The sequence below is a fragment of the Escherichia sp. WS1368 genome (assembly GCF_046487485.1).
Classification (GTDB): domain Bacteria; phylum Pseudomonadota; class Gammaproteobacteria; order Enterobacterales; family Enterobacteriaceae; genus Escherichia; species Escherichia coli.
In genome coordinates this window covers 222,567-239,098 of record NZ_JBJQJI010000004.1, presented here as the reverse complement: position 1 = coordinate 239,098, position 16,532 = coordinate 222,567, and the positions used below count along the sequence as shown (strand labels likewise).

The following is a 16,532-nucleotide window of genomic DNA, read 5'->3' as shown; positions in this document are numbered from 1 at the left end:
ATTTTCACCCATTGACAATGTTTTTGGCGGTGGCATGATGCGCATGAAATTTGAACTTCCTCACGGTTTTAATTCATGTCCACGTATACCCGGCCTGTCATGCTTTTGCTGTCTGGCCTGCTTTTGTTGACTCTGGCGATCGCAGTGTTAAATACACTCGTGCCGCTTTGGCTCGCCCAGGAACACATGTCCACATGGCAGGTAGGCGTTGTCAGCTCATCCTATTTTACCGGCAACCTGGTCGGTACATTGCTGACAGGGTATGTCATTAAGCGCATTGGCTTTAACCGCAGCTATTATCTGGCCTCCTTCATTTTTGCCGCTGGCTGTGCCGGCCTTGGCCTGATGATTGGATTCTGGAGCTGGTTGGCTTGGCGTTTTGTCGCCGGCGTCGGCTGTGCCATGATTTGGGTGGTTGTTGAGAGCGCGCTGATGTGCAGTGGGACGTCACGTAACCGTGGGCGTTTGCTTGCTGCGTATATGATGGTTTATTACGTGGGAACGTTTTTAGGCCAGTTACTGGTCAGCAAAGTTTCAACCGAGCTGATGTCCGTATTGCCGTGGGTTACAGGTTTGACGTTGGCAGGGATCTTACCGCTGTTGTTTACGCGTGTGCTGAATCAGCAGGCTGAAAACCATGATTCGACGTCAATTACGTCAATGCTAAAACTCCGTCAGGCGCGGCTTGGCGTGAATGGCTGCATTATCTCAGGAATCGTTCTGGGATCTCTATATGGCCTGATGCCGCTGTACCTCAATCACAAAGGGGTGAGCAATGCCAGCATTGGTTTCTGGATGGCGGTACTGGTCAGTGCGGGTATCCTTGGACAATGGCCGATTGGACGTCTGGCGGATAAGTTTGGTCGACTGCTGGTGTTGCGTGTTCAGGTCTTTGTCGTCATTCTCGGCAGTATCGCGATGCTTAGCCAGGCGGCGATGGCCCCAGCGTTATTCATCCTCGGTGCCGCTGGCTTTACGCTATATCCGGTGGCGATGGCCTGGGCTTGCGAGAAAGTTGAACATCATCAACTGGTGGCGATGAACCAGGCCTTACTGTTGAGCTATACCGTGGGAAGTCTGCTTGGCCCGTCATTTACCGCTATGCTAATGCAGAATTTCTCCGATAATTTATTGTTTATCATGATCGCCAGCGTATCGTTTATCTATTTGCTGATGCTGCTTCGCAACGCCGGTCATACGCCGAAACCCGTTGCTCACGTGTAAATGAATTCAAGCAGAGTGTGAACTTACTGTTTCACACTCTGCTTTTTTGTTTCTTCTATCTGACTTGCTTTATTCCAAATTTTATTCGTTTAAAAATAAAATGTGCAGCAGGTTATAATTTTGCATTTCGCTATTTCCGCACTTCTTATTTGCCGCGCATAATCCCTCGTTTTACAGATGCCCCTTTAATTTTGGCGAAGGATTTGTCTATGGCTGGGAATGTTCAGGAAAAACAGCTGCGATGGTACAACATTGCGCTGATGTCTTTTATCACTGTCTGGGGTTTTGGCAACGTTGTTAATAACTACGCCAACCAGGGGCTGGTGGTTGTTTTTTCATGGGTGTTTATCTTTGCGCTCTATTTCACACCTTATGCGCTAATTGTTGGTCAGTTAGGCTCGACCTTCAAAGATGGGAAGGGCGGGGTCAGTACCTGGATTAAACACACGATGGGACCCGGACTGGCTTACCTCGCCGCGTGGACCTACTGGGTAGTGCATATTCCCTATCTGGCACAAAAACCCCAGGCAATACTGATTGCGCTCGGTTGGGCGATGAAAGGCGACGGTTCGTTAATCAAAGAATATTCAGTCGTAGCGTTACAGGGGTTAACGCTGGTGCTGTTTATCTTCTTTATGTGGGTTGCTTCACGCGGTATGAAATCGCTGAAAATCGTCGGTTCTGTGGCAGGGATTGCGATGTTTGTTATGTCGCTCCTGTATGTGGCGATGGCGGTAACCGCGCCTGCGATTACTGAAGTGCATATTGCGACCACAAACATTACCTGGGAAACGTTCATTCCTCATATCGACTTTACCTACATTACCACTATTTCAATGCTGGTTTTCGCGGTTGGCGGAGCAGAGAAGATTTCTCCTTACGTTAATCAAACGCGCAACCCAGGAAAAGAATTTCCAAAAGGGATGTTATGCCTTGCGGTGATGGTTGCGGTTTGTGCCATTCTGGGCTCACTGGCGATGGGGATGATGTTTGACTCGCGTAATATCCCGGATGACTTAATGACTAACGGTCAGTATTACGCCTTTCAGAAGCTGGGCGAGTATTACAACATGGGTAATACTTTAATGGTGATTTATGCCATTGCGAATACCCTGGGACAAGTAGCTGCGCTGGTATTCTCGATTGATGCGCCGCTTAAAGTGTTATTAGGCGATGCTGACAGCAAATATATTCCAGCCAGTTTATGTCGTACCAACGCTTCTGGTACGCCCGTTAATGGCTATTTTCTGACCCTGGTGCTGGTGGCGATCCTGATAATGCTGCCGACTCTCGGCATTGGTGATATGAACAATCTCTATAAATGGCTGTTGAACCTTAATTCGGTAGTGATGCCGCTGCGTTATTTATGGGTATTTGTTGCATTTATTGCAGTTGTTCGCCTGGCGCAGAAATATAAGCCGGAATATGTCTTTATTCGTAATAAGCCGCTGGCAATGACCGTCGGAATTTGGTGTTTTGCCTTTACCGCTTTTGCCTGCCTGACTGGTATTTTCCCGAAAATGGAAGCCTTCACCGCAGAGTGGACATTCCAGTTGGCGCTGAATGTTGCAACGCCGTTTGTGCTGGTGGGATTAGGGCTGATATTCCCGCTGCTGGCGCGTAAAGCGAATAGCAAATAATTATTGTGGTCGGTGACGCTGACTCTGGCAGATCTGACCCGTTTTTACATAATCGAGAAATGCGCGCAAGCCGCAGGACATATACTGGCGGTTTGGGTAATACATTTGGAAGCTGTGCTGTAAGGGCGTTAGAAATAGAGCTCTGAATTATTTATGCAGCGCGGAATAAAAAAGCGGCAACTCAAAAAAGTTGCCGCTTTACGGGGAAATTAGAACATTACCTTATGACCGTACTGCTCAAGAATGCCTTTCACGCGTTCCATGGTTTCTTTCTTCGGTGGTTTAACACCATCAAGTTTGTATTCTTCACCCATCGCCACCCATTTGTGTTTGCCCAGTTCGTGGTAGGGGAGAAGCTCGATTTTCTCAACGTTGCCCATATCACGGGTAAATTCACCGAGGCGATGCGCTGAATCGTCATCGTCAGACCAGCCTGGCACAACAACGTAGCGGATCCACACCTTCACATTTTTGTTCGCCAGATATTTGGCGAACTCCAGCGTGCGGTGGTTTGAAACTCCAACCAGATTTTGGTGGATCTCGTCGTTCATCTGTTTGAGATCGAGCATTACCAGGTCGGTTACTTCCAGCAGTTCATCAATCACCGGATCGTAACGACGAACAAAACCGTTGGTGTCCAGACAGGTATGAATGCCTTCTTTTTTGCAGGCGCGGAACCAGTCACGAACAAACTCAGCTTGCAGGATTGCTTCACCGCCGGATGCGGTAACGCCGCCGCCGGAAGCGTTCATAAAGTGGCGATAGGTCACCACCTCTTTCATTAAATCTTCAACGGTAACTTCTTTACCGCCATGCGTGTCCCAGGTGTCGCGGTTATGACAATACAGGCAGCGCATCAGGCAGCCCTGGAAAAAGGTGATAAAGCGAATACCCGGGCCGTCTACGGTTCCACAGGATTCAAAGGAGTGAATGCGACCAATAACTGACATTGCGGTGTTTCTCCAGATGTGGCCCATCTGAGGCCGTGTTGGTGCGCAGCTCGAAGGCTACGTCGAGTCTGTTTTGGCAGTCACCTTAAAGTATAGATAGCTGACAAAAAAGGCTCTCGTGCTAAAAAAGGCCCCACTTTCGTGGAGCCTTTATTGTACGCTTTTTACTGTACGATTTCAGTCAAATCTAATTACATAGATTGAGTGAAGGTACGAGTAATAACGTCCTGCTGCTGTTCTTTAGTCAGCGAGTTGAAACGTACTGCGTAGCCAGATACACGGATGGTCAGCTGCGGATATTTTTCCGGGTTTTCCATCGCGTCGAGCAGCATTTCACGGTTCATCACGTTAACGTTCAGGTGCTGACCACCTTCGATGGATGCTTCGTGGTGGAAGTAACCATCCATCAGACCAGCCAGGTTGGTCTTACGAACTTCGTCGTCTTTACCCAGTGCGTTCGGAACGATAGAGAAGGTGTAGGAGATACCATCTTTAGCGTAAGCAAACGGCAGTTTAGCAACGGAAGTCAGAGAGGCTACTGCACCTTTCTGGTCACGACCGTGCATCGGGTTAGCACCCGGTCCGAACGGCGCGCCAGCACGACGACCGTCTGGGGTGTTACCAGTTTTCTTACCATACACAACGTTAGAAGTGATGGTCAGAACAGACTGAGTCGGGATAGCGTCACGGTAGGTGTGCAGTTTCTGAATTTTCTTCATGAAACGTTCTACCAGGTCAACAGCCAGGTCATCTACACGCGGATCGTTGTTACCAAACTGCGGGTATTCGCCTTCGATTTCGAAGTCGATAGCCAGACCGTCTTCGTCACGAATCGGTTTAACTTTCGCATATTTGATTGCAGACAGGGAGTCAGCAGCAACGGACAGACCAGCGATACCACACGCCATGGTGCGGATAACGTCACGGTCGTGCAGCGCCATCAGAGAGGCTTCGTAGCTGTACTTGTCGTGCATGTAGTGGATGATGTTCAGTGCAGTGATGTACTGTTTAGCCAGCCAGTCCATGAAGTGATCCATGCGCTCCATCACTTCATCGTAGTTCAGGAGATCGCCTTTGATCGGCTCAGACTTCGGACCAACCTGCATTTTCAGTTTTTCGTCAACGCCGCCGTTGATTGCGTACAGCATGGTTTTCGCCAGGTTTGCACGCGCACCGAAGAACTGCATTTGTTTACCAACGATCATCGGGCTTACGCAGCAAGCGATAGCGTAGTCATCGTTGTTGAAGTCCGGACGCATCAGGTCATCGTTCTCATACTGCAGAGAAGAGGTGTCGATGGACACTTTAGCAGCGAATTTCTTGAAGTTCAGCGGCAGTTTTTCGGACCACAGAATGGTCATGTTCGGTTCCGGAGACGGACCCATGGTGTACAGGGTGTTCAGGAAACGGAAGCTGTTTTTGGTAACCAGGGTACGACCGTCGAGGCCCATACCACCGATAGATTCGGTTGCCCAGATCGGGTCGCCAGAGAACAGTTCATCGTATTCCGGAGTACGCAGGAAGCGAACCATACGCAGTTTCATGACCAGGTGGTCAACCATTTCCTGCGCTTCTTGTTCGGTGATCTTGCCAGCTTTCAGGTCACGTTCGATGTACACATCCAGGAAGGTGGAGGTACGACCGAAGGACATTGCAGCACCGTTCTGAGACTTAACAGCAGCCAGGTAGCCGAAGTAAGTCCACTGGATAGCTTCCTGAGCGTTGGTAGCCGGACCAGAGATGTCGTAGCCGTATTTCGCAGCCATTTCTTTCATCTGACCCAGAGCGCGGTGCTGTTCAGCGATTTCTTCGCGCAGACGGATAGTCTGTTCCAGGTTTACGCCGTTTTCCAGATCAGCCTGCAGAGAGGTGAACTGTGCAAGTTTATCTTTCATCAGGTAGTCGATACCGTACAGCGCAACGCGACGGTAGTCACCGATGATACGACCACGGCCATAAGCATCTGGCAGACCGGTCAGAACACCGGATTTACGGCAACGCAGGATGTCCGGAGTGTAAACGTCGAACACGCCCTGGTTGTGAGTTTTACGGTATTCAGTGAAGATTTTTTTGATCATCGGGTCCAGTTCGCGGTTGTACGCTTTGCAGGAACCTTCGATCATTTTGATACCACCGAACGGGATAAGAGCACGTTTCAGCGGAGCTTCAGTCTGCAGACCAACAACTTTTTCCAACGCTTTGTTGATGTAGCCAGCGTCGTGAGAGGTGATGGTGGAAGCAACAGCGGTGTCAAAGTCAACTGGCGCGTGAGTGCGGTTTTCCAGTTTAACGCCTTCCATTACTTTGTCCCACAGGGTGGTGGTCGCTTCAGTAGCGCCAGCCAGGAAGGACTCGTCACCCTCGTACGGAGTGTAGTTTTTCTGAATGAAGTCACGGACGTTTACTTCATTCTGCCAGTCACCTTTGGTAAAACCTTCCCAGGCTGTGGCTAACTTTTCATTAAGCTCGGACATGTAACACCTACCTTCTTAAGTGGATTTTTTATTTACTGCGTACTTCGACAACCATTAATGGTGATCGTTTTCACGCAGGTAAATGACCCAGTATGTCAACCCAACCAACAAACCACCGCCGATAATATTACCGATCGTAACCGGAATCAGGTTATCAGTGATGAAGTTCATCACGGTCAGGTGAGAAAAATTTTCCGGTGCAGAACCGACAGCGGTCCAGAATTCCGGAGATGCGAAGTCGCGGATTACAATACCCATCGGGATCATAAACATGTTTGCGATACTGTGCTCAAAACCGCTGGCAACAAACATCGCGACCGGCAGCACCATAATGAACGCTTTATCCATCAGGCTGCGGCCAGAATAACTCATCCATACTGCCAGACATACCATCAGGTTTGCCAGGATACCAAGGCAGACGGCCTCAATAAAAGTATGGTGCACTTTGTGGTCGGCGGTTTGTAGGACGTTTAGTCCCCATTGACCATTCGCGGTCATATACTCGCCGGAAAGCCACATTAAAAGTACAAACAGCAGTGCGCCGACCAGGTTGCCAAAATAGACATTTAGCCAGTTTTTCGCCAACTGACCCCAGGTGATTCGCCCACTCGCCTTAGCAACAACAATCAACACTGTGGAAGTAAAGAGATCGGCTCCGCAGACAACACAAAGAATCAGCCCCAGAGAGAAGCAAATGCCGCCAACCAGTTTTGCCATGCCGAAGGGCATTGTTCCTGTGCCAGTGGTTGCTGTGATATAGAAGACGAATGCGATTGAGATGAAAACACCGGCGGTAATCGCCAGATAGAAAGTCTTAAGCGGATGTTTCGTTGCTTTATAGACACCTGCCTCTTCGGCCACTTTGGCCATTGCTGCAGGAAGTAAAAGATCAAAAGGGTTGTCAGCTTTCACACTAACTCTCTCTTTATTAAGTCGGCGACGAGATACTAACAAAGCATTATAGATGAGAAATTGATATAGATCATATCTCGCCTGGCTTATAGGCCCGTAACTCGCATGGTTTTTATGCAAATACGGAGTAAATATTTGATTATCCAAATAAAAATAAATTTTAAAAATTAACAAATGAGTTGAATTTTTTCCGCATCCTCCGCTAAAACAGTTAATTAAAAGGGAGCACCAGGCGAATGAAGTAACAATATCGATCGTATTTATTAAATACAAATTACCGACATTTAACTTTATAATTACAATTATTTTATTAATGCAAATATATGTAAAGCGGGGCATTAAAAAAACGCCCCGTAATATAACTCAGACGAATCATTAAGCCTACATTGCGTAGGCTATTTGATTTTATTTTGCCCAGAATGCTGCTTTGGCGCGCTGCAGCTTTTCGTAGGCCTTCAACAACGACTGATGTGCTGCGAACGCGTGCAGATCGCTATCTACTGGTTGCAAGCCATAAAACGCCGCTTCGCCGCTCATTGCCGCACTGGCGGCTTCCACGGCATCTGCGCCGTACATGCGAACAAACGCATTCAAATATTGCAGCGGCTGGCGATCTTCTTCCTGCGCCAGTAATAACAACGTTTGCAGGCAGCGATAATAGTTGGCGCGTTCCGGACTAAATACTGATGAGTTAAACTCCATCGTCCATTCGGTCCAGACCAGAGCCTGTTCCAGATCGCCACCAGCCAGCGCCAGCATGGCTTTTAATTCACCGATACGCAGGGTGTACCAACCGTTATCCGACCCGGTCGCCAGACCCAACAGCTCACGCACGCGGGTAAAGTCATCAAAACCTTCTTCATCCAGTTGCTCGATGAGGTTCAGGTAATCTTCTTTTTCCCACTCGCTGCCTGGTAACGAAAGAATCGTTTCACGTAAATGGCTGCCCATACTGTTATTCGCCAGCCACAGATCTTCAGCCGGATAAATATCGGACATGCCAGGCACGATAATTCGGCAAGCATAAACGCCCAGATGCTCGTAATCGGCAATATAAACTTCTTTATCTTCTTTGTTGAAGATAGCCATCAGCGTAGCAAACTCTTCCTCCGTGGTGCCGGAGAAATTCCAGTCCACAAACGGATAATCGGCATCCTGCTTGAACAGGTCCCAGGAGATTAAACCGCTGGAATCGATAAAGTGCGTTTCGAGGTTGGTATGTTCAGCAACTTCTTCATCATCGAAGGTTGGCGGAGTAAACACATCCAAATCTTTCAGGCCACGACCTTGCAGCAGCTCGGTCACGGTACGTTCCAGTGCTACGCCAAAATCAGGATGCGCACCGAAAGAGGCAAAGCAGGTGCCGTTAGCAGGATTAAACAGTACCACGCAAATCACCGGATACTGGCCGCCAAGCGAACCATCATAAGCAAAGATTGGGAAACCTTCTGCTTCCAGCGTTTCGATGGCTTCAACCACCGCTGGGTAACGCGCCAGCACGTCTGCCGGGATTTCCGGCAAGCTGATGCTTTCAGCAATAATGCGGTTTTTCACGTAGCGTTCGAAAACTTCGGACAACCCCTGAACGCGTGCTTCGTTGCGGGTATTGCCAGCGGACATACCGTTAGAAACGTACAGGTTACCAATGATATTCATCGGAATATAAACGGTCTGATTGTCGGACTGGCGCGTAAACGGCAGACCGCAAATACCACGATCTTCGTTACCGGATTGCAGGTCAATCAGCATACTGCCGGTCAATTCATTCTCCGGATCGTAAAATGCGCGCAGACGGTCATCGAGCAGCCCTTCTGGCACATCGTCATTTTCGCTCAGTGGGAACCATTTTTCGTTGGGATAATGCACGAACGGACCGTTGGCGATGGTTTCGCCCAGCCAGAAATCAGCAAAAAAGTAGTTGGTTGAGAGACGCTCGAAATATTCACCGAGTGCAGAAGCCAGCGCCGCTTTTTTGGTTGCGCCTTTACCGTTGGTAAAACACAGTGCGCACTCTTTGTCGCGAATATGTACAGACCAGACGTTAGGCACGGGATTCAGCCAGGAGGCCTCTTCAATCTGAAAGCCGAGGTCTGAAAGTTTTTGCTGGAAGCGAGCGATGGAATCTTCCAGTGCGGCATCTTTGCCGGGGATAAATGTTTGCGTCATGAAAATCACTTTAGTCGTACGGAAAGCGCGCAATAATACGGGTTTTATCTCAAAGGCGCTATCACCGCCGCCATGCCGATGATCTGTTGACTATGCTTTTAGCGGATAAACCACGATAAGAGCATACAAATGAAGGCGTTCGATCTCCACCGTATGGCATTTGATAAAGTGCCTTTTGATTTCCTTGGCGAAGTGGCACTACGTAGTCTGTATACCTTTGTACTGGTTTTTTTGTTCCTCAAAATGACCGGAAGACGCGGAGTGCGGCAGATGTCGCTGTTTGAAGTGTTAATCATTCTGACGCTGGGGTCAGCGGCGGGAGATGTGGCGTTTTATGATGATGTGCCGATGGTCCCGGTACTTATCGTCTTTATCACTCTGGCGTTGTTATACCGCCTGGTAATGTGGTTGATGGCACACAGTGAAAAACTGGAAGATCTTCTGGAAGGTAAGCCGGTTGTCATTATTGAAGATGGCGAGCTGGCCTGGTCGAAACTCAATAACTCCAACATGACGGAATTTGAGTTCTTTATGGAGCTACGATTGCGCGGTGTAGAGCAGTTGGGGCAAGTACGTCTGGCGATTCTCGAAACCAACGGGCAAATCAGTGTTTATTTCTTTGAAGATGACAAGGTGAAACCGGGCTTACTTATTTTACCCAGTGACTGTACTCAGCGTTACAAAGTGGTGCCGGAGTCGGCGGACTATGCCTGCATCCGTTGCAGTGAAATCATTCATATGAACGCGGGGGAAAAACAATTATGTCCGCGCTGTGCAAATCCAGAATGGACGAAGGCAAGTCGAGCTAAACGGGTGACCTGACAGCAAAAATATCGGTTTTTTGGTAATAATCCGAGAGATTCTGTTGTGTGACGCGTGCCGCATTTTTGCCCTCAACGCTTTTACCCATTGCGATGCGTGTCACTGAATGATAAAACCGATAGCGACAGGAATAACATATTACCCGCGGTCGCAATCGATTGACCGGGGGTTAATAGCAACGCAACGTGGTGAGGGGAAATGGCTCAAATCTTCAATTTTAGTTCTGGTCCGGCAATGCTACCGGCAGAGGTGCTTAAACAGGCTCAACAGGAACTGCGTGACTGGAACGGTCTTGGTACGTCGGTGATGGAAGTGAGTCACCGGGGCAAAGAGTTCATTCAGGTTGCAGAGGAAGCCGAGAAGGATTTTCGCGATCTTCTTAACATCCCCTCCAACTACAAAGTATTGTTCTGCCATGGCGGCGGTCGCGGTCAGTTTGCTGCTGTTCCGCTGAATATTCTCGGTGATAAAACCACCGCAGATTATGTTGATGCCGGTTACTGGGCGGCAAGTGCCATTAAAGAAGCGAAAAAATATTGCACGCCTAATGTCTTCGACGCCAAAGTGACTGTTGATGGTCTGCGCGCGGTTAAGCCAATGCGCGAATGGCAACTCTCTGATAATGCTGCTTATATGCATTACTGCCCGAATGAAACCATCGACGGTATCGCTATCGACGAAACGCCAGACTTCGGCAAAGATGTGGTGGTCGCCGCCGACTTCTCTTCAACCATTCTTTCCCGTCCGATTGACGTCAGCCGTTATGGTGTAATTTACGCTGGCGCGCAGAAAAATATCGGCCCGGCTGGCCTGACAATCGTCATCGTTCGTGAAGATTTGCTGGGCAAAGCGAATATCGCGTGTCCGTCGATTCTGGATTATTCCATTCTCAACGATAACGACTCCATGTTTAACACGCCGCCGACATTTGCCTGGTATCTGTCTGGTCTGGTCTTTAAATGGCTGAAAGCGAACGGCGGTGTAGCTGCAATGGATAAAATCAATCAGCAAAAAGCAGAACTGCTGTATGGGGTGATTGATAACAGCGATTTCTACCGCAATGACGTGGCGAAAGCTAACCGTTCGCGGATGAACGTGCCGTTCCAGTTGGCGGACAGTGCGCTTGACAAATTGTTCCTTGAAGAGTCTTTTGCTGCTGGCCTTCATGCGCTGAAAGGTCACCGTGTGGTCGGCGGAATGCGCGCATCTATTTATAACGCCATGCCGCTGGAAGGCGTTAAAGCGCTGACAGACTTCATGGTTGAGTTCGAACGCCGTCACGGCTAATGCCGAAATTTTGCTTAATCCCCACAGCCAGCCTGTGGGGTTTTTATTTCTGTTGTAGAGAGTTGAGTTCATGGAATCCCTGACGTTACAACCCATCGCTCGTGTCGATGGCACTATTAATCTGCCCGGTTCCAAGAGCGTTTCTAACCGCGCTTTATTGCTGGCGGCATTAGCACACGGCAAAACAGTATTAACCAATCTGCTGGATAGCGATGACGTGCGCCATATGCTGAATGCATTAGCAGCGTTAGGGGTAAGCTATACGCTTTCAGCTGATCGTACGCGTTGCGAAATTATCGGTAACGGCGGTCCATTACACGCAGAAGGTGCCCTGGAGTTGTTCCTCGGAAACGCCGGAACGGCAATGCGCCCGCTGGCGGCAGCTCTTTGTCTGGGTAGCAATGATATTGTGCTGACTGGTGAGCCGCGTATGAAAGAGCGCCCGATTGGTCATCTGGTGGATGCGCTGCGCCTGGGCGGGGCGAAGATCACTTACCTGGAACAAGAAAATTATCCGCCATTGCGTTTACAGGGCAGCTTTACTGGCGGCAACGTTGACGTTGATGGCTCCGTTTCCAGCCAGTTCCTCACCGCACTATTAATGACTGCGCCTCTTGCGCCGGAAGATACGGTTATTCGTATTAAAGGCGATCTGGTTTCTAAACCTTATATCGACATCACACTCAATCTGATGAAGACGTTTGGTGTTGAAATTGAAAATCAGCACTATCAACAATTTGTCGTAAAAGGCGGGCAGTCTTATCAGTCTCCGGGTACTTATTTGGTCGAAGGCGATGCATCTTCGGCTTCTTACTTCCTGGCAGCAGCAGCAATCAAAGGCGGCACTGTAAAAGTGACCGGCATTGGACGCAACAGTATGCAGGGTGATATTCGCTTTGCTGATGTGCTGGAAAAAATGGGCGCGACCATTTGCTGGGGCGATGATTATATTTCCTGCACGCGGGGTGAACTGAACGCTATTGATATGGATATGAACCATATTCCTGATGCGGCGATGACCATTGCCACGGCGGCGTTATTTGCAAAAGGCACCACCACGCTGCGCAATATCTATAACTGGCGTGTTAAAGAGACCGATCGCCTGTTTGCGATGGCAACAGAACTGCGTAAAGTTGGTGCGGAAGTAGAAGAGGGGCACGATTACATTCGTATCACTCCACCGGAAAAACTGAACTTTGCCGAGATCGCAACATACAATGATCACCGGATGGCGATGTGTTTCTCGCTGGTGGCGTTGTCAGATACACCAGTGACGATTCTTGATCCCAAATGCACGGCCAAAACATTTCCGGATTATTTCGAGCAGCTGGCGCGGATTAGCCAGGCAGCCTGAATGAACAACGTGCAATAAATAGCCAAATCTTTCTTTATCAAAACGTCGGCACATTGCCGGCGTTTTTTTTCGGACCTTGTGAGTCATTTTGATTAATGGTAGCGTCGTTTGTCAATGTAAGTTATTGATACATAATATTTATATATGATTAATCAACGGATGATTCACATGAAGAATACTAAATTACTGCTGGCGATTGCGGCCTCTGCAGCATTACTGACAGGGTGTCAAAATACCCACGGTATTGATACCAATATGGCTATCAGCTCAGGTTTAAATGCCTATAAAGCAGCAACGTTAAGCGATGCTGATGCAAAAGCGATTGCCAATCAGGGCTGTGCCGAAATGGACAGCGGCAATCAAGTCGCAAGTAAATCCAGCAAGTACGGTAAACGTCTGGCAAAAATCGCCAAAGCATTGGGTAACAATATTAATGGCACGCCGGTCAACTATAAGGTTTATATGACCAGCGACGTCAACGCATGGGCGATGGCGAACGGCTGTGTTCGTGTCTACAGTGGCCTGATGGACATGATGAACGACAACGAAATTGAAGGCGTTCTGGGTCATGAACTGGGCCACGTCGCGTTGGGTCACTCGCTGGCTGAAATGAAAGCTTCTTATGCGATCGTTGCCGCACGTGATGCGATTTCCGCTACCAGCGGTGCGGCTTCCCAGCTTTCTCGCTCACAATTAGGTGATATCGCAGAAGGCGCGATCAATGCTAAATACTCCCGCGATAAAGAGTCCGAAGCAGATGATTTCTCCTTTGAACTGTTGAAGAAACGTGGCATCAGCACCCAGGGGCTGGTTGGCAGCTTTGAAAAATTGGCCAGCCTGGATGGCGGTCGTACCCAGTCCATGTTTGACTCTCACCCACCATCAACAGAGCGTGCGCAACACATCCGTGATCGTATCGCCTCTGGTAAGTAAATCATTGTCATCTTTCGGGCTGGTCTTCTGCCAGCCCGCTATAATTGCGCAATAAATCCCCATCTGAATACAGACAAAACTGGTTTTTGCACACAACGTTAACGATTTGTGGCGTCGGCGCGTATAATGCGCGCGGTTATGTTAACGGTACGCCTGTTTTAAGGAGATAAAGATGACGGCAATTGCCCCGGTTATTACCATTGATGGCCCAAGCGGTGCAGGGAAAGGCACCTTGTGTAAGGCTATGGCGGAAGCGTTGCAATGGCATCTGCTGGACTCGGGTGCAATTTATCGCGTACTGGCACTGGCGGCATTACATCACCATGTTGATGTTGCATCGGAAGATGCGCTCGTGCCGCTGGCATCCCATCTGGATGTACGTTTTGTGTCGACCAATGGCAATCTGGAAGTGATCCTCGAAGGGGAAGATGTCAGCGGCGAAATTCGTACTCAGGAAGTGGCGAATGCTGCTTCACAAGTCGCGGCATTCCCACGCGTTCGTGAAGCATTATTGCGTCGCCAACGCGCGTTTCGCGAATTACCAGGCTTGATTGCCGATGGCCGCGATATGGGAACGGTGGTATTCCCTGATGCGCCAGTGAAAATTTTCCTTGACGCCTCCTCGGAAGAACGTGCGCATCGCCGCATGCTACAGTTGCAGGAGAAGGGCTTTAGTGTTAACTTTGAGCGCCTTTTGGCCGAGATCAAAGAACGCGACGACCGCGATCGTAACCGAGCGGTAGCGCCACTGGTTCCGGCAGCCGATGCTTTAGTGTTGGATTCCACCACCTTAAGCATTGAGCAAGTGATTGAAAAAGCGCTACAATACGCGCGCCAGAAATTGGCTCTCGCATAAGCGACCGAATTTGCAGTACCCCCGTTGCAATGGAATGACAGCGGGTATGTTAAACAACCCCATCCGGCATGGAGCCAGGTGGACGTTAAATATAAACCTGAAGATTAAACATGACTGAATCTTTTGCTCAACTCTTTGAAGAGTCCTTAAAAGAAATCGAAACCCGCCCGGGTTCTATCGTTCGTGGCGTTGTTGTTGCTATCGACAAAGACGTAGTACTGGTTGACGCTGGTCTGAAATCTGAGTCCGCCATCCCGGCTGAGCAGTTCAAAAACGCCCAGGGCGAGCTGGAAATCCAGGTAGGTGACGAAGTTGACGTTGCTCTGGACGCAGTAGAAGACGGCTTCGGTGAAACTCTGCTGTCCCGTGAGAAAGCTAAACGTCACGAAGCCTGGATCACGCTGGAAAAAGCTTACGAAGATGCTGAAACTGTTACCGGTGTTATCAACGGCAAAGTTAAGGGCGGCTTCACTGTTGAGCTGAACGGTATTCGTGCGTTCCTGCCAGGTTCTCTGGTAGACGTTCGTCCGGTGCGTGACACTCTGCACCTGGAAGGCAAAGAGCTTGAATTCAAAGTAATCAAGCTGGATCAGAAGCGCAACAACGTTGTTGTTTCTCGTCGTGCCGTTATCGAATCCGAAAACAGCGCAGAGCGCGATCAGCTGCTGGAAAACCTGCAGGAAGGCATGGAAGTTAAAGGTATCGTTAAGAACCTCACTGACTACGGTGCATTCGTTGATCTGGGCGGCGTTGACGGCCTGCTGCACATCACTGATATGGCCTGGAAACGCGTTAAGCATCCGAGCGAAATCGTCAACGTGGGCGACGAAATCACTGTTAAAGTGCTGAAGTTCGACCGCGAACGTACCCGTGTATCCCTGGGCCTGAAACAGCTGGGCGAAGATCCGTGGGTAGCTATCGCTAAACGTTATCCGGAAGGTACCAAACTGACTGGTCGCGTGACCAACCTGACCGACTACGGCTGCTTCGTTGAAATCGAAGAAGGCGTTGAAGGCCTGGTACACGTTTCCGAAATGGATTGGACCAACAAAAACATCCACCCGTCCAAAGTTGTTAACGTTGGCGATGTAGTGGAAGTTATGGTTCTGGATATCGACGAAGAACGTCGTCGTATCTCCCTGGGTCTGAAACAGTGCAAAGCTAACCCGTGGCAGCAGTTCGCGGAAACCCACAACAAGGGTGACCGTGTTGAAGGTAAAATCAAGTCTATCACTGACTTCGGTATCTTCATCGGCCTGGACGGCGGCATCGACGGCCTGGTTCACCTGTCTGACATCTCCTGGAACGTTGCAGGCGAAGAAGCAGTTCGTGAATACAAAAAAGGCGACGAAATCGCTGCAGTTGTTCTGCAGGTTGACGCAGAACGTGAACGTATCTCCCTGGGCGTTAAACAGCTCGCAGAAGATCCGTTCAACAACTGGGTTGCTCTGAACAAGAAAGGCGCTATCGTAACCGGTAAAGTAACTGCAGTTGACGCTAAAGGCGCAACCGTAGAACTGGCTGACGGCGTTGAAGGTTACCTGCGTGCTTCTGAAGCATCCCGTGACCGCGTTGAAGACGCTACCCTGGTTCTGAGCGTTGGCGACGAAGTTGAAGCTAAATTCACCGGCGTTGATCGTAAAAACCGCGCAATCAGCCTGTCTGTTCGTGCGAAAGACGAAGCTGACGAGAAAGATGCAATCGCAACTGTTAACAAACAGGAAGATGCAAACTTCTCCAACAACGCAATGGCTGAAGCTTTCAAAGCAGCTAAAGGCGAGTGATTCTCTGACTCTTCGGGATTTTTATTCCGAAGTTTGTTGAGTTTACTTGACAGATTGCAGGTTTCGTCCTGTAATCAAGCACTAAGGGCGGCTACGGCCGCCCTTAATCAATGCAGCAACAGCAGCCGCT

Annotated in this window: 12 protein-coding genes and 1 pseudogene; 8 read left to right on the top strand and 5 right to left on the bottom strand. The window is 49.3% G+C overall.

Going from position 1 to position 16,532, the window contains the following annotated elements; translation table 11 throughout:
* Positions 1–75 precede the first annotated feature (75 nt).
* Positions 76–1,224 carry an MFS transporter gene (locus ACJHYD_RS12230; protein ID WP_000109295.1) on the top strand — a complete coding sequence of 383 codons (1,149 nt, stop codon included), beginning with the start codon at positions 76–78 and terminating at the stop codon, positions 1,222–1,224.
* 209 nt (positions 1,225–1,433) lie between these two features.
* A complete protein-coding gene (locus tag ACJHYD_RS12225; protein ID WP_000918506.1) occupies positions 1,434–2,864 on the top strand; it encodes an APC family permease in 1,431 nt (476 codons plus the stop codon).
* On the opposite strand, the pseudogene ACJHYD_RS12220 reads toward ACJHYD_RS12225, so the two are convergent.
* The 5 genes and pseudogenes from ACJHYD_RS12220 to ycaO form a co-directional block, all read right to left on the bottom strand.
* Positions 2,865–2,975: pseudogene (locus ACJHYD_RS12220) on the bottom strand (LysR family transcriptional regulator); the annotation flags it as partial.
* A 98-nt stretch (positions 2,976–3,073) separates the two neighbouring features.
* The gene (gene pflA / locus ACJHYD_RS12215) at positions 3,074–3,814 is read right to left on the bottom strand and encodes a pyruvate formate lyase 1-activating protein (protein WP_000111043.1); all 741 of its coding nucleotides are present in this window, start codon (positions 3,812–3,814) and stop codon (positions 3,074–3,076) included.
* 191 nt (positions 3,815–4,005) lie between these two features.
* A complete protein-coding gene (gene pflB, locus ACJHYD_RS12210) occupies positions 4,006–6,288 on the bottom strand; it encodes a formate C-acetyltransferase (RefSeq protein ID WP_001292809.1) in 2,283 nt (760 codons plus the stop codon).
* 54 nt (positions 6,289–6,342) lie between these two features.
* On the bottom strand, positions 6,343–7,200 hold the full coding sequence (gene focA / locus ACJHYD_RS12205) for a formate transporter FocA (protein WP_000642546.1): 858 nt from the start codon (positions 7,198–7,200) through the stop codon (positions 6,343–6,345).
* Positions 7,201–7,605: 405 nt separating this feature from the next.
* A complete protein-coding gene (ycaO, locus tag ACJHYD_RS12200) occupies positions 7,606–9,366 on the bottom strand; it encodes a 30S ribosomal protein S12 methylthiotransferase accessory factor YcaO (RefSeq protein ID WP_001328457.1) in 1,761 nt (586 codons plus the stop codon).
* 129 nt (positions 9,367–9,495) lie between these two features.
* On the opposite strand from ycaO, the gene ACJHYD_RS12195 reads away from it, so the two are divergent.
* From ACJHYD_RS12195 to rpsA, 6 genes are all read left to right on the top strand, one after another.
* A complete protein-coding gene (locus tag ACJHYD_RS12195) occupies positions 9,496–10,188 on the top strand; it encodes a DUF421 domain-containing protein (RefSeq protein WP_000642852.1) in 693 nt (230 codons plus the stop codon).
* Between the two features lie 198 nt (positions 10,189–10,386).
* Positions 10,387–11,475: a 3-phosphoserine/phosphohydroxythreonine transaminase gene (serC, locus tag ACJHYD_RS12190; protein WP_000057132.1), complete on the top strand. Its 1,089-nt coding sequence runs from the start codon at positions 10,387–10,389 to the stop codon at positions 11,473–11,475.
* A 70-nt stretch (positions 11,476–11,545) separates the two neighbouring features.
* The gene (gene aroA / locus ACJHYD_RS12185) at positions 11,546–12,829 is read left to right on the top strand and encodes a 3-phosphoshikimate 1-carboxyvinyltransferase (RefSeq protein ID WP_001550903.1); all 1,284 of its coding nucleotides are present in this window, start codon (positions 11,546–11,548) and stop codon (positions 12,827–12,829) included.
* Between the two features lie 168 nt (positions 12,830–12,997).
* On the top strand, positions 12,998–13,762 hold the full coding sequence (gene ycaL, locus ACJHYD_RS12180) for a metallopeptidase YcaL (RefSeq protein ID WP_001550904.1): 765 nt from the start codon (positions 12,998–13,000) through the stop codon (positions 13,760–13,762).
* A gap of 172 nt (positions 13,763–13,934) precedes the next feature.
* The gene (gene cmk, locus ACJHYD_RS12175; protein ID WP_000125016.1) at positions 13,935–14,618 is read left to right on the top strand and encodes a (d)CMP kinase; all 684 of its coding nucleotides are present in this window, start codon (positions 13,935–13,937) and stop codon (positions 14,616–14,618) included.
* A 110-nt stretch (positions 14,619–14,728) separates the two neighbouring features.
* Positions 14,729–16,402, top strand: coding sequence for a 30S ribosomal protein S1 (rpsA, locus tag ACJHYD_RS12170; RefSeq protein ID WP_000140327.1), 1,674 nt, complete (start codon positions 14,729–14,731; stop codon positions 16,400–16,402).
* Positions 16,403–16,532 lie beyond the last annotated feature (130 nt).